Origin of the sequence: Parvibaculum sp., assembly GCF_039973015.1 — a bacterium.
Taxonomy (GTDB): domain Bacteria; phylum Pseudomonadota; class Alphaproteobacteria; order Parvibaculales; family Parvibaculaceae; genus Parvibaculum.
Genome location: NZ_JBDWLT010000005.1, coordinates 19,128 through 43,358 on the forward strand (window position 1 = coordinate 19,128; position 24,231 = coordinate 43,358).

The window sequence follows — 24,231 nt, forward strand, 5'->3', positions numbered from 1 at the left end:
GTGTTTGGCCAACACTCCCATAGAGACTGGCCTGACGAATGTTTAGTTCCATCAAGGCTTATCCCGTTGTCCCAGCCAATCAATTGAATTGACCAGCTGATAACGGACAAGTTGAGGCTAACGGCAAGCTTTGGCTCAAATTTTGAGCCATATTCGCCTCAATTAACGGTTTCATGGCCTAGCAGATAGTTTTGAGCCGTATTCGTCTCATTTTCCTTGATTTTCGACCTGCGTCTGTTATATGAGCCGTATTCGTCTCATTTCATGGTAACGGCAATGGCTATTCCAGTTTTTGTGACATCGCCTAAGGAATTCGGCGCCGAGATTCGGCGGCGTCGCAAGGCCGGGAAGCTTACTCAGGCTGAGCTCGCCTCAGCCACCGGCGCATCTCGCCGCTTGATCTCGGCTCTCGAGAACGGTGAGCGCGGGGTCTCGATCGAAATGGCGTTGGCAGCTGCCGTAGAGCTCGGTCTCGATGTACGGCTGGAGCCCAGAACATGACACGAGAGATTGATGTCTTCTTCGAGGGCGAGGATGAGCCGGTCGGACGCCTCTCCGGCGACGAACAAGGCGCGCTCGCATTTCGCTACGGCTCCGGAGCGAAATGCCCGCTCTCGCTCGCCTTACCCCTCGAGCGCGAGATTTTCAGAGATAACGAGGCCCGCGCGTTTTTCGACAACCTGCTTCAAGAGAATTCCTCACTCGAAGCGGTGATGGCCAAGCACGACATCGATCGTTCCGATATCGCCGGACTTCTTTATTATCTCGGACGGGACTGTCCCGGAGCGATCTCATGCGTGCCCGCCGGCGAGGGCCCCGGCAAGAAGCCGGGGAGGCTCGATAGGGACTACGAAATTCTGAACGCAAAGGATCTCGCCGGCATCATGCGCTCGCTGCGCGATGAACGGCGCTTGCCGCCCGATACCAAAGACCCGTCGCCGCTGGCGGGTGTTCAGGGAAAAATTGCGCTTGCCAGGCTCCCCGATGGCAGCTTTGCGCTTCCGTCGCGTGAAAGCGGCGTGCCAACCACGCATATTCTGAAGGTCCCTCGCCGCGGCGAAGAGGTACTCGTCGATTATGAGTATTGGCTGATGTCGCTTGCGGAGAAGATTTATGCGGACCAGGTTGCTCAAGTAGAGCCGCTGGAAATCGACGATGCGCGCGGCCTTCTCATTACACGGTTTGACCGTAACGTGACGAATGGCGTCGTGAGTCGAATTCATCAAGAAGATTTTTGCCAGGCAATGGGTCTGCCGAAGGGCCTGAAATACGAGCGATACGGAAAAGGCGAACGTATTTTCAATGCTGCCGCTGTTGGCAAACTGCTCGGACAAACGCGCCTGCCGGCGAGAGCCCGCCGGCTCTTTCTTCAAATGACGGTTCTGAATCTTGCTGTCGGGAACACCGACAACCATGCCAAGAACCACGCTCTCATTTATCGTGGAAGCACGCCCGAGCTCGCGCCGCTTTATGACGTCGTGCCCGTGCTTCTGGATCGAAGCGCCAATCACGACTTCTCCCTGCATGTCGGCGCCGCCGGCCAGATGGAGGCACTTACGCGAGACGCATTCTTCGAGTTTGTGCGGGCGGTAGGCATAAGATCCCGCGGCAAATCCGCCGAAGAAGAAGTCCTGAACAGCGTTCGGGATACCCTGACCGCCATTGCCGGCAATGTCGATACGTTCCAGGGCGGTCAGATGAAGATCCTCGGCGACATGATCGCCCATCAGATCGCGCTCGTTGCCGACGCGCTCGCCATATCCGTAGAAATACCCGAGCGCGACGCGTTTCTCAGGCGAGGCGGTGCATTTCGTTTGCAGAGCTAAGCGAACCAGACTTTGGAACTGCAAGCTTGGCCCGGAAAATCTGATCAAGTCCCACTACCTGCAATAGAGAGATGGGACAACGGGATAAACCTCGTTCCATCCATCGCCTCCGATACCTCTAAGCCTGCTATCCCGCTCATATATCGAACTACGGGTCCGTTGCCGAAAGGTTGGTGGCGGTCCAGCAACTTGGAAGAGGGTCTCGAGGTACAGGTATCTGTCGGTAGGCCCCTCCCTCCCCTCAGTTAACAACCGGCGCTCGCTCACGACCTGAGGCTACGCCCAGTCCGCCCTGCAGCGCTGGCGCATGCCCCACATCTTTCGAAATCGTTTCGGCAGATTTCGAAAACGCGCCCTGCCCTTTTTTTCTTCTGTAGTCGGCTCATATCACCGCGACAGCCAACTCGCTTGGCTTCGCTGGTCGTCACACCATAAAGAATTAGGGCCGGATATACCGTGTTTTTCCGTTTTCTATTTTTCCGTTTTTCTATTTTTCGTTTTTTTACTTACCATCTTGGAATTTTGACTCAACATCGACTCATGTGGTTGAATTTCTGCTTGATTTTTACTTACACCGGATACCGCGGAGAACCCTATGTTTGACGTCCATGAAACACGATATGCAGCACGCATCGATGAGTTTGGCCCCGGTGGCGCTCGGCCGGTCGTCACGGGGCGCCGGGATATCCCAACCTCAAAGGTGCTAACGCGGTCTGGTGAATACGTCGATTGTGAGCACAATGTAGAGCGCGATTTTGTAACGATCGTCGACCTCGACCCACGTGTCACCCGCATCCGCCATCAACCACATCGATTGTCATATCTGTGGTCGGGCCAACGCGTGTCATACGTACCCGACTTCGAACTGGAGACGGTGAGCGGTAACTACATCGTCGAGGTAAAGACCAGACGTGAATACGAGCGTAAGGAAGCCCTAAGAGAACGTCTCTCTCAGATTCGACAGGTCTATGAGAGCATCGGACTATCCTTCTTCATTTCGTTCGATGATGTCATTCGAATCGAGCCTCGCTTTTCAAACCTATGCGAGATGAGGCGGTACCGCTCCACGGCAGTGTCATCGCGTGATCGAGCTGCCATTCGCGATCATTTGGCACGTTGCAGTTCCGACACTCTTTCTAACTGCGCCGCTCTTGTGACCGATTCACACGGGAACTCCGCAGTCCTTTCACTTGCTGCAAACCAACTCATTGACCTGGATATGTCGGAGCGGATCTCGGGGAACACTCTCTGCCGCCTGCCCCATCCTATCGTTTGATTTTCCAGATGAACAAGAATCTGCACCCTTCACATCGTCCATCGGATGTGGCGTTTCATATTCCCCAAGGCGAAATCGTTATGCTCGAAGGCACTCGCCTTCAGTTCAAGAAACGATACCCTTCCGGCAACTATGAGTTTGTGAATCCGGAAGATGGTGAACCCTTTATCATCGAGGTCGCAGCCCTTCTTAAAAAGTGGCTCGAAAACAAGCTTGTCTTGCAAGGCAACGGCGATCTACATCCGCTCGAACAGAAGCGGCTCGAAATTCCTCTGGATCAGTTGACGAAAAAAGAGTCAGCCGAAATAGAGTTTTGGCTTGCCTGTGTGAAAGCTTTCTACGCGGTGCATCCACGCCCCAAGAAAACCAAAAAGGGTCTCACCCCAATCCTCGAACGCATCAGAAGGGAAACCGGCGACAAGAGGCCGCGATCATGGCAGGTCTTCCAGAGCAAGATCCGCAAATTCGAAATGGGAGGACGAGATCCGCGCGCCCTGATCAGTCTCAATCGATACAAGGGAAACCCACATCAGTCTCGGCTTCTACCTATCGTAGATCAAATTATCGATAACGCGATTTCAGAAGTTTATCTGACTCCTGATAACTACAATCGCAAGGTGTTCTGCGGGAGGGTTTTAGCCGACATCTACAAGTACAATCGAAACGTCGGTTTGAGTGGACCGCATATTCCTGTTCCCGACCGCTCCACCCTCTATCGACGTCTCCACTGGATAGACGGCTATCTAGAATTATACACGAGGGAAGGAAAAGAGGCTGCCGATCAGAAGTATCGGCCTGCCTATGCTGGGAAGCCAGCTACACGCATCGGCGAGGTCTATGAGATAGACCACCACAAATGCGATACTCATCTTTGCGACGCTAAAACCGGATTGATGCTCGGCCGGCCGTGGTTGACATTGGTTGTCGACAGATTCAGTCGTGCGATTGTCGGCTTCTACCTCTCATTCGCCACGCCATCCTGGCATTCAACCGCACAAGCTCTTCGCATGGCGATCATGCCGAAAGAACCGTTCCTCGCGTCGGATGGCCAAACGAGGCTTGTATGGTTCGCACATGGTGTATGCGAATGGATCGTTACCGACAATGCGCCCGAATTAAAGTCTCCAGATCTCGTACGTGCTGCCGAAGCGGTTCAAATCGGCGGGATAACCTGGGCACCACGGTATAAGCCAAATTACAAGGGCATCGTTGAACGCTTCTTTGGTTCAATGGAAGAAGACTTCGGCCAAAGCTTGCCCAATGCAGCAAAGCAACCAAACAGAAAAGCTTCTCCCCGGAAAAAGACGGACCCCAAACACGCCATCACGCTGGACGAATATCGCGCAAGATTCATTGAGTGGGTGCTGCAGGTCTACAACCGCAGCCTACACACAAAACTGCATTGTTCCCCGGAAATGATGTGGCGGGAGGGTGCTAAACTTCATCCGCCGAGATTGCCCAGATCTGCCCGGGATCTGAATGTGCTAATGATGTATGTGAAAGAGCGGACGCTGCATCAATACGGAATTGAGCTGAATAATCTGAGATACAACAGCTCCGACGTTGCGAGACTGCGTTCAGATTTCGGAGGCTCAGTGAAACTCCCGGTGCGTTTCGATCGATCGGAACTGGGATATATCTACATCCAACATCCGACATCAGGCGAACTCTACAAGATACCCTGCACAACTCCGATGTATGCTGATGGCTTGTCTCTTGATGTACACCTAGCGGTTTGGGAGACGATGCGTGAGAAAGGCATTTCTTCTACGAAAGATGCGGATCTCGTAATTTATCGCGATAACATCATTCGGGAGGCGCAGAAGGCACGCGGCCACAAGAAGCTTACAATACGAAAGCAGAGCGAAATTCTTCTGTCTGGCTTCGACGACTTTACGCCAGGAAAGGTGATTGTTAATCGAGCCGAAAGTCAGTTGAATGCTTTCGACCAGATGATGGGTGACAGGGATAACGCAGCACCTTCTCCATCTCATACTGTCGAATTTCCATCATCTCTTGAACCGGATGCCTTGCCCCGGACAGTGGGGAAACTGAACGTCGTTCGCGTACAGAAACCAAAACCCAAGGATCGCTCCGAGATTCCACACCCCAAGAAGATCTCGATCGTCGAGGATGAATTTGATGAAAATTCTTTTCACTCCCCAAAGATCGAACCCATATCTCCGCTCAAGCAGAGCTATTCGCCGCGTGTAACGACTGGACTCTCCGGTATCCCGATGACGCGGCTTGATGCTCATCCTCGTAACGCATCATCCGACACGGACAGCGAAGATGACACCAATTGAGCACGCAGAATCCATTGAGCACAAATCCCGTGAACGCGCGGCCGCCCTGAAGAACGCATTCCTCATGTTTCCCCGGGTAGAGCACGCATACACTGAAATCCGCAATCTCCATCGCATGGGGGTTCCGGGCCCGAGAGCCGAATGCATCGTCCTATATGGCCAATCTGGTGCGGGGAAATCTCACATCCTGAAATTCTATCTTGGAGAACATCCCACCCGGAGGGTCCCAATAACCGATGGCAGGGATCCCACAAAGAGTGGCACGCGTCTTCAGGATGAAGTCGTGATGGTCGAGGCGCCTTCGCCCGCTTCGCGGAGGGCTTTGATCGATCGGATTCAACGCGCTATGCAGCCGGAACCACTGCCCATTCGTCTCACGCTTGGTGAGCGCCGCGAGCGTTTGGTCGAGATGCTTCAAAAGGCGGGTACACGGTTGCTCATCATAGATGAGTTTCAACATCTAATCGACCATCGAAGCAAACGGGTGATCCTGGAGGCGAGCGATCTTGTGAAGTCTCTTCTGAACGCCGCAGTTTGCCCGATCGTGCTCTCCGGCACACCGGAAATACTGAAGATCCTCGAAGCGGACAGCCAGCTCAGAAGCCGCGTTTACTCCATTCCTTCAATCACTCCCTTCGATTGGGATGACCCGTCTGATCAGGAGCAGTTTCTTGGCTATCTTGTTGAGGCAGAAGCTTGCCTGAAATTTGAGAAGACTTCGAGCCTCTCAGAGCCCGACTGCGCGAGGCGCATTCACATGGTCTCCGGTGGTCTCATCGGAGAAACGCAGCGTCTCGTTTCCGCTGCTGCGGAAATTGCCACACGGGCGGATCTTCCATGTATTTCCAACGAATGTCTGGCTTTGGCCGTCGACAGAGCCTGGCTGCAGCACAAAGGAAAGCAGGGTAACCCATTCCGGCAGGTTACCGTCCCCGCGCGCCAGGTCGAGTACAGGTGACATCATGTACAAGCTGCGATCGCTACTGGACCCCATCGCGGATGAGAGCCTGCTCAGCCATATCGTCCGTACCGCGGAGGAGAACTGCCTGAAGCCGGACAATATGGCCGAGCTTGTCGGAACGAAAACCGGAGGCATCGTTCCGCTACTCTTTGACCGAAGCTTGGCTGAAAAGCTCGCGCCCCTGCTGGGCTTAACTCTCGACGAAATCCAGCTAAAGATGTACCTGCCGCTCTCAGGCGAAGCACCACAGCAGGCACCAAGGACCTCACGCATTGGCGCACGTTTCACAAATACGGGCGTCCTGAACCTACCTAGACAATCCACCATGCATTCGTTCTTCGGGACGCCGGTAAACCGTGAGGATTTCTATTTCTCCAGCCGCCGTTTTGCACCCGGCGCCTTAGCTGAAGGCGGCTATCACCGGGCGTCGTGGGACATCGACTTCATCTTCTCCAACCGGGAAACCGGCGAGATGCTTCAAACTACGTGCGGCTATTGCAAGAAGAAACCCAACTGGCGTACGAAAGGCGTGACGAGCTGCACATGCAAGGAAGATCTTCGACATGAGAAAGCAATTCCGATTCCGGAGGAGCTTCGGGATTTATCTTCCTTTCTCCACGGTCTGATCGATCCGTGCTCCGAGGTGCGGGCACGATGCCGTTCAAATCTTCCCCGCCCCCTCCGGGATCTCAGTGTATCCACTTTGGTCGACCTGATGGCCACGGTCGGTCATTTAGCCAGCCGATGTTCTGCCGAAGCGAAAGCGGTTCTGAAAGATCTGACGGCGGATCGCAGGATCGGACTGATGCTTTTGGGATATCAGCACTTGGCTGAATGGCCTGGCCAGATTCTTCCGCTAATCGAGCAAGCCCTAAACGAAGGAGTTTCAGGCTCCTTCCGGCAGCACCTTGCGCTTGGCCGCATCTTTCCCATTGCGGAGCGTGCGGAATATCCAGAGACCAAATCCATCCTGCTTTCCATAGCAATGGAAGTCTGGGCAGGCTCGCTCGAACCTTCAGCTATGGCGAGTTAGGAGGGCCGCGGCACTTTCCTCTTTGTCTCCAGAATGCCGCGAAAAATGGGTTCCCTTACGCAACTACAAAGCTCCTTGTCTGCCCGACCCCGCGACTACAACTGATTATTATGATAGGCGCCGCTTCGACTGCAAGTCCCGGCAACAAGCATCCTAGACGATGAGGTCTGAGTCGTAAGTTGATCTGACCCACGTCGGCAAGCGTGGCAAGGCGAACACCAACCGTCCGTTCGCAAATGTCAGGCAGTGGCGCGGCGGCAGGTTGAGGCGCGAATTGTCAAATACCATCCCGCGGTCGGCCTGGAGAACAGCTTCACGGATGAGGGGCGCGCTGCGGTTATAACGCGCATGGATCTTGTCCACCGGCACGATATGCCCGCCTTCTTCGACTCTCGCTTCGACACGGGCCACGGAGAGTTCGGGCGTCTCGACCCCAACATGCATCACGATGACGGTAAACCCGTTGGCGCGGGCCTCGCCGATCAGTTCAAGCTTGGAGGGGTGCGAGAAGACGGTTTCGGTGACGAAATCCCGCCGCTGGATGACAAACGCCGCACGACGCGAGGAGGCGATGCGCGCCGCTTCATAGGACGCATCTGGCGAAGGATCGCGCAGTTCGTTGCGCTGGATGATGTCGGCGTTGATGAACGGACCCGCGAAGCCGGGAGCGACGCGTGTGGCATAGAGCGTAGACTTGCCGGCACCGTTCGGCCCGGCAAGGACAATCATTGTCGGTTTCAAGTCTCGCCTGCGGTCTTCTCTCGTACGAAGTTGCCATCGGTATCCAGACCGACACCGAGGCCAAGCTGCCGTCGCCGGGCAAACCAGGCTTCTTCATCGGATCCGGGCTGTCCCATTTTCTCGACGAAGCTGTCGAGCCAGACGTCCTTTTCCTCGCCGGTGAGCTCCACAGTCCCGATTTCCCCCGAAAGGGCCGCCGTTATCCGGGCGTAATCGAAATTACCCGACTTCTCGATCGCGCGACCGATACGCACCCAATGTGCAACCTGTCCCGAGACCGATCGGCTCTGCATCTCGGATTCGTGCCGCACGATCTTCATGATGTCATCGGCAAGCTTGATGGATTGGGCCATGTGGAACCTCCGCACCAAAGGTAGCATTTTGCCACCTCATTTTCAAGTCTGCGGACACAGGCTCGAAACGGAGGCGGGCGCAAACCCGAACCCGATGTGCCGTTCAGCATTGTTGTAGTTTGTCCATATATGGATTATATCTATATTTGGATTGGAGGCGAAGATGGCTGGTCAGAAGAAGCGGCCCGTTAGTGAAGCAGATGGCCTTCGGCGGCTCGACGCGTCCCGGTTCGCACCGGCCAACCGCCGCCGCCTCAGCGCGCCTGCCTTGCGGACCTTTGTCACGATCGCGGACCTCTGGGGTCTGACCGAAGAACAGCGCCTCCTGGTCCTGGGCTTTCCGGCCCGGTCCACCTATCACAACTGGTGCAAACGGGTGCGCGAGCATGAGGACATCACGCTCGATGTGGACGTGCTTTTGCGGATTTCCGCGGTTCTGGGCATCCACCAGGCGCTCGGCATTCTTTTTCCCGATGAGCGCTCCGGCGTCGAGTGGCTGACGACACCGCACGGCGCCCTTCCGTTCGGCGGCAGACCGCCGCTCGATCTCCTCACAAGCGGCTCCCAGGACGGATTGCTGAGCGTGCGCCGTTTTCTCGACGGCGCCCGCGGCGGACTCTATATGCCGCCGGGCAGCATCGACGAAGCGTACGCGCCCTATACCGACGACGAGCTCGTTTTCCAGTGAAGGATGCCTATGCTGCCGCGCCGCAGCCCTCGCATCGGCTGATCCCTTCGAGATTTCCGCCCGTCGGACTGTTCGACACGGTTGCCACCGCGGCCGACCTCGAAGCCGTGATGGAACTTGCCGGCTGGACCAATGATCGGCTTGTCGCCGAACGCATCGATCGCTTGCCCAGGGACGAATGGGTATATGGCCTGCCGAATGCGAGTGTGGTCATGGCCGCCTTTCTTCATGCCGCACCCCTCGGAATGCGCTTCAACGGCCCGGATCTCGGCGCATGGTATGCCGCCGGCGATATCCGCACCGCGGCTGCGGAAGTCGGGCATCATTTGCGCCGTGAAGCGGTGGCCCGCGGCGTACCGGGAATGTCCCGCGTTTACCGCGCCTACACGGCGACGCTTCAAGGCGAGTATCTCGACATCAGGGGACAACAGTCAGTCCGCCCTGATCTCTATGCGAGCGATAGCTACGCCGAAGCGCAAAAATTTGGCGAGGCGGTTCGCGCGTCGGGCGGCGCAGGCATTCTCTACGACAGCCTGCGGCGGCGCACAGGCGTCAATGTGGTCACGCATCGGCCGCGCAACATTGCCGGTATTGCGCAGACGGATCATTTTGAAATCACCGTGTCCTCGACTGGACGAGATATCAAAATCCGCAAATTGAAGGCCTGACCTGCATAAAGCCCGAAGCATTCGGTTGCCTTGGGCACGAAGGCTGCCCCAAGCAAAGACCCAATGGTGCGCCGAGGACATCAAATCGGGATAATAGACCCCGCAGGGACCAGTTAGTGATCACACGGCTACTACGCTCTGAAACAAGCCAATAGATCGCGTCTTTATCCAGCCCTACAACCTTCAGCAGCGCTGCGACAGTTCTTGCCACACAAGAATATTTTTGTGTGGCAAGGGCTCCCATGTCAGGAGAACCTCCGGGCGATCGCATCGCAGGGTGAACCGAGCCTGTAGAAGCGGGAGGTTGTACGGGCCCAGCCGAGGCCGGGAGCCATCACAAACACCTCCGATGTGAGCGCGGTCGTTGTGCCGATAATCGGATGCGCTACGACCCTTCCCTTCAGAGCGGGTACGCCCCGCATGGCGAGTTCATAGTTGTCGAGAAAAGGTGCATCCTCAAGGCTCTCGACAGACGGCAGCACGCCGGCCCGTAGCCTCTCGAGGTCAAGGCAGAGCGCCGTCAGCCGCTCGATCTCTTCGTTCAGATAGCGAGTTTGCAGAACGCCTTCACGCGCAACCACGATAAGCATGCCAGTCCTCCTGTGCGGTGAAGAGGAGGCTATGGCGACGACGAGAACATAACAAGAACGAAGGTGCGGGCGATATCCCGAGTCGAAATCCTTCAGCTTCACAAAGCCAGCGTTTCCGCGGCTTCAGCGAAGCGCAGATTGCTGCTTTCTTGCGGAAGTGTCAGCCGGCCGCAACAACGACATCTCGACGTCGGCGCTGCTATTTGCTGGCGTGACGTAGACGGATCGGCGTGACGCAGACGGATCATTGTGGAACTTTCAGCCCGCGCTCCCGCTCGTTTTGGCTAACCTGTTGAAAATAAAGGATTTGCCCAAAAATGCCGGTTTTCCGGTGATTTTGGGGCAAACGCTGCAATATCAATGAGTTAGAGGTTCTGGCGGGCCGAAAAGGTCACTGTTGTCCCGCATCTCTACGAAGCCTCCCATACCTTGTTGAGGACCTGCGCCGCCAGCGCCGCCTTGTCCTGCGGCAGGAACCGGCCGTAGTGCTTCGCCACCATGTCGGGTGTGTCCTGGATGGCGTAGCTCGCCTGTTCGTAGGAGCCGGTCTTCTTCAGGATATGAGTTGCGAGCACGTCCCGGACGTTGTGCGGACCATGCGGCAGCAGGCCTTCAATGGCACCTCGTCCGGTGTAGGGGTTGTAGATGCCATATCGCTGGATCGTGAGCCGCCAGGCTTCGTAGAAGGTTGTCTGATTGTAGGCCGCATTGGCCGACGTAATCTTGACGGTCTTCACGAAGAAGGTTGCCGGATCGGATGCCTGGCGGAGAAGCCGCGGCCGGTGTCGGCGGACATAGGCATCTATCGCCTCATAAAGGCCGCCGAGGTCCGGAAGCACGAGCTGGAACGGTTTGCTCCCGAAGTAGGAGGAGTTCGCGTTCTTGAAGGCGGCGGACGGAATGAAGAGCTCCCAGACCGAAGAGCGGTTGTTCCAACGGAGCTGACCCCGCTTTAGTTCTGTCAGGCGCCGTTCCGACAAGGGCACCTCATCGCGGCCGCAGATGAGAAGCTGGCGCAGGTTCTTCTGACGGAGACCGGAGTGCAGCCCGATCCGCAACATCAGGAACGAACGCACGGCCTCGGATGCCGCAACGGGATACCGCCGCTCGTCAGGCATGTTGCGGAGAATCTCTTCGGTGATCTTCCGGTACTCGGCGAGGGGGCTGTCCGCCTCCAGGATCGGAAGGATAGGCTCGAACGGATCGCGGTGGACGCGTGACACACGCTCGATCTCCTTCGCGCGTGCCGTGGCAAAGCTGTGCAGCCTGTCGCAGGCTGCGTTCCAGTCCGCCCGTGCCTCGGCAATATCCTCTGCCGACACGAGCCCCTCGACGGGCTCCAACATCTCTGCGAGACGCGGTGTCTGCCGGACCCAGCCTGTATCCTTCCGGGTGAGCGCCAGGGCCGTCCGCAGCATGTCGACCTCCCAGTTGGTGAAGAAGCCGCGGCGGCGTTCTCTCCATCGGAGGTACCAGTCCCATACCGCCGGAAAGACCAGAAGGCCCAGCGTCAGGCTCTCGAGCGGAATGCCGTATCCTCTGACTTCGCTGTCGGGCGGGGCCGTGAGCGCACCGAGCATCAGACCAAGGTGCTCCAGTTTCTGAGACGCGGTCTCCTCGCCCCATTGTCCCTGTCTCTGGAAGCCGATCGCCGTCAGGGTGGCCGTCTTGAAGCCCATGAGGTCGGTCATTTCTTGCCTGAGTTGAGCGGGGGCTTCGACTGGCGTTACAAACCCGGTGGTGCTTTCGCTTGCAGGACGGCGACGGCGGACCTTCGTATTATCGAGCCCGGTGAACTGGACGGAGAAGCGCTGCTTGCACATCGCCGCCTGGTAGCGGCGATAGTCCGTCGTCCCCGTGATGATCACCCGCCTTACCCAATCGACGATCTCGTTGCGCTCCTCCTCGGAGCGGCGGTCGAAGTCGTCAGGCAGATGCCAAGCCATGCGCCGGCGTTCCGACGCCGAGATATCCGGCAGGTGCCGGTGTCCGGAGACGGAGCGTTTCCGGCCCAGCAGCTTTGCCTGAAAATAGCCGGCGGGCAGACGGTACCGGTGCTCGATCCGCCGCAGCATTTCGAGGCTGTCGACATTTGCGGGAAGGTTTTCTCCTCGCGCCCAGGCCAGGATGGTCCTTCTGTCGAAAGCATCCTTGGGCTTCGCGATCGCCTTGTGCAGGTGCCAGGCGCTGTCGCCGTGCCTTCGCATGTGAAGCTGCAGCGAGGCGTGGAATTCCACCGGATCTTCCCAGTCGCCCGGTTGAGCTTCGGGAAACTCCACGACAGGTCTTGGAGTTGGCCCGGGCTTTCTCCGTCCATCCTTCCTTTGCCTTGTTCTGACTTGCCGGCGCGGCGCTCGTTTCCTCGGACCTGCCTCAGACGCCTTCTCAACCCGTTTGGATGTTCGCTTTGCGACTGTAGCGGTGGAATGCGCTTCGGGTATTTGCGGAGGCAGGAATTCCCTCTCCGGCAGCCTCGGGATTTCGCGCGCGAGAGCGTCGAAGCCGTACGCAAGGCTTTTAGCCACTGCCCTGAACCTTTCGGGATCAACCCCGGCAGCAAACGCTATCGACCGCCAATCGAACTTCGTTCCCGTTCTTGGTGGAAGCTGACGCTCTTCAATAAGCCATTGGCAGTACCTGCAGAGGTCCTCGACCTCATCTTCTGAAAGTTCAGCTGCCGCACGCTGACGGCAGAAAGTTTCGATCATCCGGACAAGCAATTGATCTGGCCCCATCGCAAGCACTCCAGGTTGTGAGTCGATCTTGCGATGATGTCATGCACCACGGCATGCCAGATGGGCGCCGCGATGCTTGATGATGGGTGAAGACGAGCGAAGGGACCGCTTTCCGTCCAAAGCGACGCCTGCGCAACTTCCCGTTGACTTGTACCCCCGGTGGGCATACGGAGTTGCCCATGAAAACGGAAACGAACATCGCCAATTTCTGGTGGCTGGCCTGCTGACAACGCGGCCGGACGTTTCTTTGCATCTTCAGGGCCGCCGTATTGGGCGGCCTTTTTTGATGATCCCTCCATGCGGCGTCTCCCTCATCTCGAGAGGACGACTTCCCATGACCAGACCCGTAATCCTCACCGGCGACCGCACAACCGGTCCTTTGCACATCGGCCACTTCGCGGGATCGCTGCGCAATCGGCTGCGGTTTCAGGACAGCCATGAACAGTTTCTGCTCCTCGCCGACACGCAGGCCCTCACCGACAATGCCCATGATCCAGGCAAGGTGCGTCGCAACGTAATCGAAGTCGCTCTGGACTACCTTGCAACAGGGATCGATCCGGAAAGGACGACGATCTGTCTGCAATCGGGTCTTCCTGCCCTGGCCGAGCTCTCGATGCTCTATCTGAACTTCGTGACTGTCTCCCGGCTGGAGCGCAATCCGACGATCAAGGACGAGATCAGGGCACGTGGCTTTGGGCGCGACATCCCGGCAGGTTTCCTTTGTTATCCAGCGGCGCAAGCAGCGGATATCACGGCCTTCAAAGCAACGGTGGTGCCGGTGGGCGAGGACCAGGCTCCGTTGATCGAACAGACCAACGAAATCGTGCGCCGCATCAATGCGACGGCGGGCAAGACGATCCTGCTGGAAGCACAGGCAATCATTCCGAAAGCCGGTCGTCTGCCGGGGATCGACGGCAAAGCCAAAATGTCCAAATCGGCGGGCAACGCCATCGCATTGTCGGCTCCGCCCGAGGTCATCTCGGCAGCGGTAAAGGCGATGTTCACCGACCCCAATCATCTGAGGATCGAAGATCCGGGACAGGTGGAGGGTAACGTCGTCTTTGCCTTCCTCGACGCCTTCGACGAGGACCTCGCCACTCTCGAGGAGCTGAAGGCTCAGTATCGGCGCGGTGGATTGGGAGACGGCAAGATCAAACGGCGTCTTGACGAAATTCTGCAGGCGCTCATCGGACCGATCAGAACGCGGCGCACCGAACTCGCCAAAGACCTGCCGTACGTGCTCGACGTGATACGCAGCGGGACCGAAAGGGCGCGGAGCCATACCGAGACCACCAAGCACGAAGTGGTCGAGGGCCTCGGTCTGTTTGTGCTGTAGTACACCCCAGCACTACTGATCCCGCACTGGCAGGGAGCGCGATTTTTTGCTATACTTTTATAGGTATTAGTTCCTGGCACTAGTGGGAGACTCGGTTTCTACGCAGCCGAGCGTTGGGTGATTCATTTTCCCTGCGAATTGATTCTTTTCCTACGCGCCTCGCCCTTCAATAAAATCAATCTGTTAGCCGCTCGCCGGATTCGTTTCCTGTGCGATCCTACACCACCCAACTCGCGGACAGCGCCTCGGCCTGACGCAGGACGGCCTGCACGGCAGCATCCTGCATGTCCGGCGGATAGCCGTGCTGCGAAGTATGCGCTTCACCAGAACCCGCATGCGGGCCCGTGCGCTTTCACGGCGGGACCAGTCGACAGTCACATTGCCCTGCAGGCTCTCCAGCAGCTCGTGAGCAATCAGCTTGAGAACTTCATTTCCATAGCTTCGACAGCGCTTTCGTTCTCTGCAAGAGCGTCATAGAACGCAATCTCGTCCTAGGTGAGCCCCTCCTCCGCGCCGCGCGCTGTCCGGCGGCGTTCATCTAGCAAAGCCGCCGGGTGGCGTAGTTCGACTCCTGCCCATAGACAGCGATGTCCCCTATCCTGCCTTCATGCTCCGCGGCGAATTTCTCAGACTGGACGAACATTCCGCCCGAGCCCGCAGCAGGGATCGTAGACGCGGCCCTTTTGGGGCTAATGGAATGAACTCAAGTCACCGACGAACCGCATGGTCCGCCTCGAAGTCTCACGGCATGGTGCTCATCACAGCGGCATCGGTCAGGCGACCGAGATGCTAGTTCACGATGTCGTTGGTGTAGGTATTGACCGTCGTCTTCGTTGCGCCATCCGGCATGGAGATCACGATCTCGGTCGGATTGCCGAAGCCGTCATACTGATAGGTGGTGGTCACCGGCGGGATCGCCAAGCCGTCAAGGTCGAAGCTTGCCTCCACACTCTGCGGCATGATCACCACCTGCCGCCCAATGTTCAGGACCATAAATCTTCAGGAAGGCGTCGAGCGTGTAGTCGAGATATCGATCCACTTCTTTCGGCGTGAGTTTCACGTCTTCGCCGCAAAGTACTTTCATCTGGTACTCTCCGAGCACGAGAGCAATGAAGACGTCGGCCGCGCGATCGGGATCGTCGACCGCAAGCAAGCCGCGACGCGATTGCTTCTCAAGATAGGTCGAGACCATTTCGCGGCCCCGTGCGGGACCAACGCTGTAGAAGGTGGCGCCGACTTCGGGAAAATGCGGCGCCTCGGCGACGACGACGCGGAGCAGTGACATTTTCGGCTGCTGGATCACGCCGTCGAAGAACTGTCTAGCGACGATGTGCAGCGCTTCACGGAGCGGCTGTTCGTCTATATCTCTGGAGTCGAGCACGCCGAAAAAATTCTGGCACTCCTGCTCGATCATCGCCTGAAAAAGGCCGGCCTTGCCGCCGAAAAGATCATAGAGAGTGGCGAGCGAACCGCCCGAGACACTGACGATGTCGTTGAGGCTGGTCGCGCCATACCCCTGTTCCAGAAAAATCTCGCGCGCCGCATCGAGAATGGCCTGACGCCGTTTCTCCCGCCGGTTCGGCGCGCCGCTGCGGGCTACCTTGGTCATGATATGTCCTCCCCCGTCATAGCGGCGCGGCTCCCCACCCGCGGCTATTCCCCATCGCCCGTCTCCGCGAATCCGCCCCCGCCGAGAACCTTGTACAGATTGACGGTATTGCTGACGCGCGCAAGCTGCGTGCGAATAAGTTCCTGTTCCGCTGCGTAAAGGGATCTCTGGGCGTCGAGCAATGTGAGAAAGCTATCAATCCCGCTGCGGTAGCGGCGTTCGGCGAGCGCATAGCTTTCATCCGTCGCATCGACCAGCGCCTGCTGTGCCGCGACCTGGGCATCATAGGTGCCCCGTCCCGCCAAGGCGTCGGCCACCTCGCGAAAGGCGGTCTGGATCGTCCCTTCGTAGCGCGCGATGTTGATGTCCTTCTGGATTTCGGCCACTTCCAGATTGGCGATATTCCGGCCGCCTTCGAAGATCGGCAGGCTGACCTGCGGCACGAAGCTCCAGGCGCCGGAACCCGGCTCGAAGAGGCCGGACAAGGAACCGCTCGCCGTTCCACCCGACGCCGTGAGCGTGATGCGTGGGAAAAAGGCCGCCCTTGCCGCGCCGATATTGGCATTGGCGCCCTGAAGAACATGCTCCGCCTGCTGTATGTCGGGGCGATTGCGCAGGAGATCGGAGGGAAGTCCTGCCGGCAGATCGGCGACGAACCTGTCAATGTCATCCGCCTTGTCGAGCGCGGCCTCATCAATCGGCGCACCGACAAGCAGCGTCAGAGCATTGCGGTCTTGAGCCACCTGCCGGATGAAGGCATAGCGGTTGACCCGCGCGGTCTCAACGGCTGTCTGCGACTGCGCGAGATCGAGCTTCGAGGAGATGCCCCGGTCGAAGGTCATCTGAACCAGCTCGAGTGACTTCTCCTGCGTCTGCATCGTCTCCTCGGTGAGTGCGAGAAGCCGCTGGTCGGCCTTCAGCGTCAGATAGGCGTTCGCGACCTCGGCGATCAGCGCAATCTGTGCAGCCTGCCGGGCTTCTTCCGTCGCGAAATATTCCTGCAGCGCCTGTTCATTGAGGCTGCGGACGCGGCCGAAGAGGTCAAGCTCATAGGCGGCGACATTCGCCTGCACATCGAAGCGGGTGCCGGTGGACGCTTGCCCCGTCGCGGAGAGATCGCCCGGGATACGCTCGCGCGCCATCGAACCCTCTGCCCGAATGCCCGGCAACAGATCGGCGCGCTGGACGCGATAGAGCGCACGCGCCTGCTCGACATTCAGCATCGCCTCGCGAAGGTCGCGATTATTGGCGAGCGATTGTTCGATCAGCGAGCGCATCGCCTCAGAGAGGAAAAAATCCCGCCAGCCGAGATCGGCGAGCACGGGCTCGCCTGGCTTTCCGGCGGTCCCGTCCGCATCATACGCCTGCCCTTCCGGCCATGTGGAGGAGACCGGCGCGGATGGACGTTCGTAATCCGGCGCGAGGGTACAGGCACCGAGCAACAGCGCCGAAACAGCCGATATCAGGAGAGACTTGTTCATCGTTCAATTTCCGGTGCGGGCGCCGCCGGTTCGCGCTTTGGGAAAAAGCGCTGCACGACGACGAAGAAGAGCGGCACGAAGAAGATGGCCAGAACTGTTGCGGAGATCATGCCGCCCATGACGCCGATACCGATGGCGTTCTGGCTGCCCGACCCCGGACCGGACGCAATGGCGAGGGGCAGAACACCCAGCGTGAAGGCGAGTGACGTCATGATGATCGGCCGCAGGCGTAGTCGGGCCGCATGCATCGTCGCTTCGATCAGGCTCTCGCCGCTCTGGTAAAGATCCTTTGCGAACTCGACGATGAGAATGGCGTTCTTGGCCGCCAATCCGATCGTGACGAGCAATCCCACCTGGAAATAAACGTCGTTGGACAGCCCGGTCATTGTCGCAGCAAGGACGGCGCCGAGAACGCCAAGCGGCACCACCAGCATGACCGAGATCGGGATCGACCAACTCTCGTACAAGGCCGCAAGGCAGAGGAAGACAAAGAGAATGGAAAGCGCGTAGAGCGCCGGAGCCTGCGCGCCCGCCTGACGCTCCTCGTAGGACAAACCTGTCCATTCATAGCCGACGCCCGCCGGCAATTGCGTCATCAGTTCTTCCATCGCGGCCATGGCGTCGCCCGAACTCACGCCCGGCGCGGCCGACCCTTGAATCTGCCGCGACGACACGCCGTTGAAGCGTTCGAGACGGGGCGAACCATAGGTCCAGTGCGTGGTGGAAAAGGCTGAGAACGGCACCATCTCGCCATTCGCGTTCCGGACATAAAGCTTGAAGACGTCGCCCGGCAGCATGCGGAACGGTGCATCGGCCTGAATATAGACGCGCTTCACGCGCCCCTCGTCGATGAAGTCGTTCACATAGCTCGACCCCCAGGCCGCCGACAGCGTGCTGTTGATCTCTTCCAGCGACAGGCCGAGAGCGGCCGCCTTTTCCTGGTCGACATCGACACGAAATTCCGGCGTGTCGTCCAGACCGTTCGGCCGCACGCCGACAAGGCTCGGGTTCTGAGCGGCGAGACCCAGCAACTGGTCGCGCGCCTGCATGAGCTTGTCGTGACCGATACCGGCGCGGTCGACCAGCTGCATGTCGAAACCGGACGCAACGCCCAATTCCGAGATTGCCGGTGGGATAACCGCAAAGGCCATGGCGTCCTTCATGCCGGCGAAGAACCGCATGGAACGCTCCGCCACGGCGAACGCACTTGTTTCAGCTGTGCCGCGATCCTCGAAGGGCCGCAGGTTGATGAAGGCCAGAGCCGAGTTCTGACCGGCGCCGGCAAAGTTGAATCCGACAACCGAGAACATGCCCTGAATCGAATCCTTTTCCTCTTCGAGGAAATAATTCTCGACGAGCTTCATCGACTCCCTTGTCCGCTCCGCGGTCGCCCCTGCGGGCGTCGTGACCAAAGCCAGCATGAAGCCCTGGTCTTCGTCGGGCAGGAAGGATGACGGCAGGCGCAGGAAGAGGAAGCCGAGGACGAGGAGGATGACGCCATAGATCACCAGATAGCGCATCGGCCCGACGAGAAAGCGGTGGACGCCGTTTTCATAGGACTTCGTGCTCCGGTCGAACATCCGGTTGAACCAGCCGAAGAAACCGCGCCGGGGTTCACCATGATTTTTCGTCGGCTTGAGAATGGTGGCGCAAAGCGCAGGCGTCAGAACCAGAGCGACGATAACCGAGAGAACCATCGCGGAGACGATCGTGAGAGAGAATTGCCGATAGATTGCGCCGGTAGAGCCGGAGAAGAAGGCCATGGGGATAAGAACCGCACTCAGCACCAGGCCGATGCCGACCAGCGCACCGGTGATCTGCTTCATGGATTTTCGCGTCGCCTCGCGGGGCGGAAGCCCCTCCTCGTTCATCACGCGCTCGACATTTTCAACGACGACAATTGCATCGTCCACTAGCAGGCCGATGGCAAGCACCAGGCCGAACATGGTCAGCGTGTTGATGGTGAAGCCGAACGCCGCCATCACGCCGAAGGTGCCGAGCAGCACGACCGGCACGGCGACAGCCGGAATGAACGTCGCCCGGAGGTTCTGCAGAAAGAGAAACATCACAAGAATGACGAGTATGACCGCTTCCACGAGCGTCTTGATCACCTCGTTGATCGAGAGACGGACGAAGGGCGTTGTGTCATAGGGGACGACCGCTTTCAGGCCCTGCGGAAAGAATGGCTCAAGCTCGGCGAGGCGCGCCCGCACGGCGTCGGCTGTATCAAGCGCATTGGCACCGGCCGCCAGCCGGATCGCGATGCCTGATGAAGGGGAGCCATTGTAGCGGCCGATCGTCTGATAGTTTTCAGCGCCCAGTTCGACGCGCGCAACATCCTTGAGGCGAACTTGCGAACCGTCTTCGCTTACCCTGATCAGGATATTCTCGAACTGCTCCGGCGTTTCAAGGCGCGTCTGTGCAATGATGGTCGCATTGAGCTGCTGGCCCGGCAGCGCCGGGCGCGCGCCGAGCTGGCCGGCCGATATTTCCGCATTCTGCGCCCGGATCGCCGTGGTGATGTCGGCGATCGACAACCGGAAGCTCTGCAGCTTCTGCGGATCGATCCAGATGCGCATGGCATGCTGGGGACCGAAGAGCTGCACTTCGCCCACGCCGTTCACGCGGCTGAGCGGATCCTGCACATGTGAAGCCACATAGTCGGCAATTTTGGTTTCATTCATCTGACCGTCGGTCGAAATGAATGCGACAACCATGAGGAAGTTTCTCGCGGATTTCGCGACCGTCACACCCTGCTGCTGCACTTCCTGCGGCAGGAGAGGCAGAGCCGATTGCAGCTTGTTCTGCACCTGCACCTGGGCGATGTCTGGATCAGCTTCCGGCTCGAATGTCAGCGTGACGGTACCTGTTCCCGATGAATCGCTGGTGGACGCCATGTAGCGCAGGTGATCGAGACCGCTCATCCGCTGTTCGATCACCTGGGTAACGGTATTTTCAACCGTTCTCGCCGAAGCGCCGGGGTAAATCCCCGTCACGGTCACGGAAGGCGGCGCAATCGGCGGGTATTGTTCGACCGGCAACTGAAGGATCGAGAGCACGCCGGCAAGCATGATGACAATGGCAATGACCCAGGCGAAAACGGGACGGTCGATAAAATAACTCGCCATGATGAACTTGTGCCTCGTTGAACCTGGAATCGCATTTGCCGTCTGGTGACGCCGTCAGGACTAGTCGCGCTGCGGCGAGGAAGCCGGTTGCTGCTCCGGCTGCTCACCTGCCTCGACCGCCGTCACCTGTCCGCCGGGCCGCAACTTCTGCAGCCCCTGCACCACGACACGGTCTCCGGCCTTGAGGCCATCGGTTACCAGCCATTTGTCGCCAATTGCGTAGGGCGCGGACACTGGTCTCTGCTCGACCTTGCCTTCTTCGCCGACAAGCCATACCTGGGCGCTTCCATCCGCCGTGCGGACCACCCCCTGCTGGGGAACAAGGATGGCATCATCCAACTCGCCCTGCTGCACCACCGCCCGGACAAAGAGTCCCGGCAGAAGCTCGGCATTGGGATTGGGGAAAATCGCGCGAAGCTGGACCATGCCGGTATCGGGCGCGACGGTCACGCCGGAAAACTGCAGTTCGCCTGTGCCGCCATACTGCTCGTCGCTACCGTCGAGCTTCAGCGTCACCGGCGCTTTGCCGTCCTTGATGCCCTGAACGCGGCCGTCTTCCATTGCGCGCTTCATTCGCAGCATGTCCGCCGCCGTTTGCGTCAGATCGACGTAAATCGGATCGAGCTGCGTCACCGTCGCAAGTTCAGTCGCCTGATTGGCGGTTACAAGCGCGCCCTCTGTAACGGACGAACGGCTGATGATGCCGGAGATGGGGGAGAAGACTTTCGTATAGGCGAGATTCGTGGCCGCCGTGTCGAGATTGGCCTTAGCCGAGGCCACATCCGCGGTGCTTTGGGCGAGCGTTGCGACGACATCGTCATAGTCCTGCTTGCTCACCGCATTCACGGCGACAAGTTCCTTGTAGCGAGCCGCGCGCGCCCGGGCCGTCTTTTCATTGGCTTGCGCCTTGGCGAGCGCTGCCTTGGCGGAATCGAATGTCGCCTGATAGAGCGCCGGGTCGATCTGGTAAAGCTGCTGCCCTTCCTCGACCTTGCTGCCCTCTTCGAAGAGGCGCTTCAGCACGATCCCGTTCACCTGCGGCCGGATTTCGGAGGCGCGGAACGCTGATGTCCGGCCTGAAAGCTCCGTCGTCAGTTCGAGCCGTTCCGGCTTGATGGTCACGACGCTGACTTCCGGCGCCGGTGGACCCGCCTCTTCCTCGCTGCTGTCGCAACCCGCCAGTATTGCCGCCGCCACAAGGTAAGCCGCGAACTTCACAACCACTCCGCTACGCATCTTGGCTCCTGTCGGTACATCACGAGATGTAACCGTCCCGGTTGCGCAGAGGAGGAAGGGGGTGCGCGCACATAGCGGGGAGCTATGCCCGGGACGGAATTTATGTAATGTATATTACACTACATTATAGTCAACTGCCTTTCCGCGATACGGGAAGCCCCCGTCATCCAGATCGCGCCCTTCCGCAGGTAACGTCCAGAACCAACAGCACCGTGGATAACCTCGTGAGACTCGGGATATCGCCCGCATCTTTGTTCTTTTTATGTTCTTTTCTGGCTAATAGCCTGCTTCCGACAATGGGAAGGAGGACCGAACATGGTTATCTATGTTGGAAGAGAAGGCATTCATCGGCCTGAATACCTGCATGAAGAGCTGACTCGGTTAAAGGCGCTCTGTATCGATCTCGAGTGGCTGAAAGTCGGCGCTCTGCCATCATTCGATGAACTCGAAAACGCTCCCTTTATCGACAACTACATTTTCGTTCAGCGCGGCGTGACCTCTCTTGCCGGAGAGATATCGGGTCATCCTCTTCTCGGAAAAACAAACGCCGTGACGTCGGATCTCTGTGTATTCGCACCCGATCTCGGCTGGGCGCGAACACTCTCTCGCTTCTACCGTCTCGGCTCACCGTCCCACCAAATCGCCCGATGGTTCACATGATTACGGAGTCTACCAGTCATTCCCTAAGAACATCGGGCAGCTCCGGTTCTGCTCACCACCAGATCGATACGGATGCGGGCCTGCTTCAACACAAGCTGTATCCCGAATGTTTCCAACATCCTGGCACGAGGCTAACCCGTCAAGTCGCAGGCGATATCTCGTTGAGCGGTCTGGCGCCTTGGTGTGCCGCCCTCGATTGCAGCGACAAACTAAGCGAGCCCTAACTACAAGCAGGCATCTTTCCATCCAGGCAGTCTATTTGGGTCGTCGCCCGCCACTGCGCTTGCCTCGGCGGCTTTCCAGTTGTGACATCGTCCCGCCGATTGACAGCAATATCGCACCAGCCGATGGGGAATCCACACTCAAGAAGTCGACGAGGCGCGCCGACTAAATTCGTACCATGATTTCGAAAAGTGGGCCACCCATTGAATTCATAGTGTCAGGGCTCACATCCGCCTCGTACGCAACAACTCGGTGTTTTTGTTTCTCGCGTCTTCGGGCCAATTTCGCGATCAAAGCAAACTTGTCAGTCCAGCCCTTTTGCACGGAAAGTCGCTATGCACAATGCACTCAATATCGAGACTGTCTTTCAGTCTCCGCTCCTGAAAATCTCCGCTCATCACGGGCACGTTTTTCTGCAAGCGGTAAACAGCTTCAATAGCTCGCGGCTCATTATCGTTCTACTCCACCGTGCGAAGAAGATGTTCTTACAGCCTTGGCTATTCGGGGTACTGAATTTCTGCCAAGGAATACGGCTCCCGGCCCTCGCTAATCAAACGCAATCGTCACGAACGAGCGCGAGCTTTCGATTTGTTGAATCTCCGAATATTCGGGCTACACCTCGGCAAGGTTCCCGTTTGCGGCATCAATATGAGGCACCTGTTCTCTTGCAGAACTCGTTGACTCAATTGCGGTCGAGGTTCAACCGTATATATCACAATGGCTTTTGGAGGAGGTTTTCGCCGTCTATCTACATCACGCTTTGCTGCTCCCGCCGAGCACCTTTCTGATGCGCAAAAACTACTGACGCCTACCGCAAAACGGGAGCGCACAGAATCAAGAGACGGTAAGGACTGCGCCAAACAGGGAGAGCGGCGCACTCGTGGAAACCGCTCTTGCTTAACAGTCTCTACAAGATCAATTTTTAATGTTCGGAACCTTACAACTAAGCACTTCATCGACTTCAAGGTCGATCTGCTTTTTTGGATGACCTCCAACTAGTGCTGCTTTCAATCATCAATATGACCGTTTCGTTCCACATGTAGAGTGGAAGAACCAGGGCCCTTGTCGCGACCTGCCGCATATGGTCCTTGACGAACAGACCGAACGCTGCAAATCGGCAGCGATAGTCCATCAGCAATTTTCCAAATATCTGTCAACGTTGAGCACCTGGGATTAACCCGGCTGGCCAACCGTCGGCTTTTTGCTGTAATTTTAAAAAGGTATCAGTTCCTAGAACTACTAGGAGCAGGTGGAAGATTCGGTTTCTGCGCAGCCGAGAGTCGGGTGATTCATTTCCCCCGCGAATTGATTCTTTTTCTGTGCGCGTCGCCCTTCAATAAAATCAGTCTGTTAGCCGCTCACCGGATTCGCTTCCTGTGCGA

At 58.0% G+C, this 24,231-nt stretch carries 21 protein-coding genes; 9 read left to right on the forward strand and 12 right to left on the reverse strand.

Features of this window, described 5'->3' with window-relative positions:
• The first annotated feature begins 497 nt into the window (after positions 1–497).
• From ABJO61_RS03580 to ABJO61_RS03600, 5 genes are all read left to right on the forward strand, one after another.
• Complete coding sequence (locus tag ABJO61_RS03580; RefSeq protein ID WP_348322748.1) at positions 498–1,826, forward strand: HipA domain-containing protein; 1,329 nt, start codon at positions 498–500, stop codon at positions 1,824–1,826.
• A gap of 595 nt (positions 1,827–2,421) precedes the next feature.
• Complete coding sequence (locus ABJO61_RS03585; RefSeq protein WP_348322749.1) at positions 2,422–3,102, forward strand: TnsA endonuclease N-terminal domain-containing protein; 681 nt, start codon at positions 2,422–2,424, stop codon at positions 3,100–3,102.
• 8 nt (positions 3,103–3,110) lie between these two features.
• Positions 3,111–5,408 (forward strand): Mu transposase C-terminal domain-containing protein, encoded by a 2,298-nt coding sequence (locus ABJO61_RS03590; RefSeq protein WP_348322750.1) that lies wholly within the window; start codon positions 3,111–3,113, stop codon positions 5,406–5,408.
• Positions 5,395–6,366, forward strand: a complete 972-nt coding sequence (locus ABJO61_RS03595; protein WP_348322751.1) for a TniB family NTP-binding protein — start codon at positions 5,395–5,397, stop codon at positions 6,364–6,366. Before ABJO61_RS03590 ends, ABJO61_RS03595 begins: the two co-directional genes overlap by 14 nt.
• A gap of 4 nt (positions 6,367–6,370) precedes the next feature.
• Positions 6,371–7,402 (forward strand): TniQ family protein, encoded by a 1,032-nt coding sequence (locus tag ABJO61_RS03600; RefSeq protein WP_348322752.1) that lies wholly within the window; start codon positions 6,371–6,373, stop codon positions 7,400–7,402.
• Positions 7,403–7,555: 153 nt separating this feature from the next.
• On the opposite strand, the gene ABJO61_RS03605 is transcribed toward ABJO61_RS03600, so the two are convergent.
• Both ABJO61_RS03605 and ABJO61_RS03610 read right to left on the reverse strand, forming a co-directional pair.
• Positions 7,556–8,131: a zeta toxin family protein gene (locus ABJO61_RS03605; RefSeq protein WP_348330646.1), complete on the reverse strand. Its 576-nt coding sequence runs from the start codon at positions 8,129–8,131 to the stop codon at positions 7,556–7,558.
• 8 nt (positions 8,132–8,139) lie between these two features.
• Positions 8,140–8,496, reverse strand: a complete 357-nt coding sequence (locus ABJO61_RS03610; protein ID WP_348322754.1) for a ParD-like family protein — start codon at positions 8,494–8,496, stop codon at positions 8,140–8,142.
• A 163-nt stretch (positions 8,497–8,659) separates the two neighbouring features.
• On the opposite strand from ABJO61_RS03610, the gene ABJO61_RS03615 reads away from it, so the two are divergent.
• Together ABJO61_RS03615 and ABJO61_RS03620 are read left to right on the forward strand one after the other, a co-directional pair.
• Positions 8,660–9,184 carry an MbcA/ParS/Xre antitoxin family protein gene (locus tag ABJO61_RS03615; protein ID WP_348322755.1) on the forward strand — a complete coding sequence of 175 codons (525 nt, stop codon included), beginning with the start codon at positions 8,660–8,662 and terminating at the stop codon, positions 9,182–9,184.
• Positions 9,181–9,852: an RES family NAD+ phosphorylase gene (locus ABJO61_RS03620; RefSeq protein ID WP_348322756.1), complete on the forward strand. Its 672-nt coding sequence runs from the start codon at positions 9,181–9,183 to the stop codon at positions 9,850–9,852. Before ABJO61_RS03615 ends, ABJO61_RS03620 begins: the two co-directional genes overlap by 4 nt.
• Positions 9,853–10,097: 245 nt before the next feature.
• Here ABJO61_RS03620 and ABJO61_RS03625 read toward each other — a convergent pair whose 3' ends face one another.
• From ABJO61_RS03625 to ABJO61_RS03635, 3 genes are all read right to left on the reverse strand, one after another.
• Positions 10,098–10,442 carry a DUF6634 family protein gene (locus tag ABJO61_RS03625; RefSeq protein ID WP_348322757.1) on the reverse strand — a complete coding sequence of 115 codons (345 nt, stop codon included), beginning with the start codon at positions 10,440–10,442 and terminating at the stop codon, positions 10,098–10,100.
• 410 nt (positions 10,443–10,852) lie between these two features.
• Positions 10,853–12,721, reverse strand: coding sequence for a hypothetical protein (locus tag ABJO61_RS03630; RefSeq protein WP_348322758.1), 1,869 nt, complete (start codon positions 12,719–12,721; stop codon positions 10,853–10,855).
• A gap of 425 nt (positions 12,722–13,146) precedes the next feature.
• A complete protein-coding gene (locus tag ABJO61_RS03635) occupies positions 13,147–13,476 on the reverse strand; it encodes a hypothetical protein (protein WP_348322759.1) in 330 nt (109 codons plus the stop codon).
• Between the two features lie 35 nt (positions 13,477–13,511).
• Here ABJO61_RS03635 and trpS point away from each other — a divergent pair, with 35 nt between their 5' ends.
• Positions 13,512–14,513, forward strand: coding sequence for a tryptophan--tRNA ligase (gene trpS / locus ABJO61_RS03640; RefSeq protein WP_348322760.1), 1,002 nt, complete (start codon positions 13,512–13,514; stop codon positions 14,511–14,513).
• A 183-nt stretch (positions 14,514–14,696) separates the two neighbouring features.
• Here trpS and ABJO61_RS03645 read toward each other — a convergent pair whose 3' ends face one another.
• The 7 genes from ABJO61_RS03645 to ABJO61_RS03675 form a co-directional block, all read right to left on the reverse strand.
• Entirely contained in the window at positions 14,697–14,930 is a 234-nt protein-coding gene (locus ABJO61_RS03645; RefSeq protein WP_348322828.1) for a type I restriction enzyme endonuclease domain-containing protein, read from the reverse strand.
• Between the two features lie 121 nt (positions 14,931–15,051).
• Positions 15,052–15,156 (reverse strand): N-6 DNA methylase, encoded by a 105-nt coding sequence (locus ABJO61_RS03650; protein WP_348322761.1) that lies wholly within the window; start codon positions 15,154–15,156, stop codon positions 15,052–15,054.
• 146 nt (positions 15,157–15,302) lie between these two features.
• The gene (locus ABJO61_RS03655; protein ID WP_348322762.1) at positions 15,303–15,473 is read right to left on the reverse strand and encodes a hypothetical protein; all 171 of its coding nucleotides are present in this window, start codon (positions 15,471–15,473) and stop codon (positions 15,303–15,305) included.
• Complete coding sequence (locus ABJO61_RS03660) at positions 15,439–16,122, reverse strand: TetR/AcrR family transcriptional regulator (protein ID WP_348322763.1); 684 nt, start codon at positions 16,120–16,122, stop codon at positions 15,439–15,441. The genes ABJO61_RS03655 and ABJO61_RS03660 overlap by 35 nt, the downstream gene beginning before the upstream one ends.
• A 44-nt stretch (positions 16,123–16,166) precedes the next feature.
• Positions 16,167–17,603, reverse strand: coding sequence for an efflux transporter outer membrane subunit (locus ABJO61_RS03665; protein ID WP_348322764.1), 1,437 nt, complete (start codon positions 17,601–17,603; stop codon positions 16,167–16,169).
• Positions 17,600–20,731 (reverse strand): efflux RND transporter permease subunit, encoded by a 3,132-nt coding sequence (locus ABJO61_RS03670; RefSeq protein ID WP_348322765.1) that lies wholly within the window; start codon positions 20,729–20,731, stop codon positions 17,600–17,602. Before ABJO61_RS03670 ends, ABJO61_RS03665 begins: the two co-directional genes overlap by 4 nt.
• 60 nt (positions 20,732–20,791) lie before the next feature.
• Positions 20,792–21,967: an efflux RND transporter periplasmic adaptor subunit gene (locus tag ABJO61_RS03675; RefSeq protein ID WP_348322766.1), complete on the reverse strand. Its 1,176-nt coding sequence runs from the start codon at positions 21,965–21,967 to the stop codon at positions 20,792–20,794.
• 315 nt (positions 21,968–22,282) lie between these two features.
• On the opposite strand from ABJO61_RS03675, the gene ABJO61_RS03680 reads away from it, so the two are divergent.
• Positions 22,283–22,627 (forward strand): DUF6634 family protein, encoded by a 345-nt coding sequence (locus ABJO61_RS03680; protein ID WP_348322767.1) that lies wholly within the window; start codon positions 22,283–22,285, stop codon positions 22,625–22,627.
• Positions 22,628–24,231 lie beyond the last annotated feature (1,604 nt).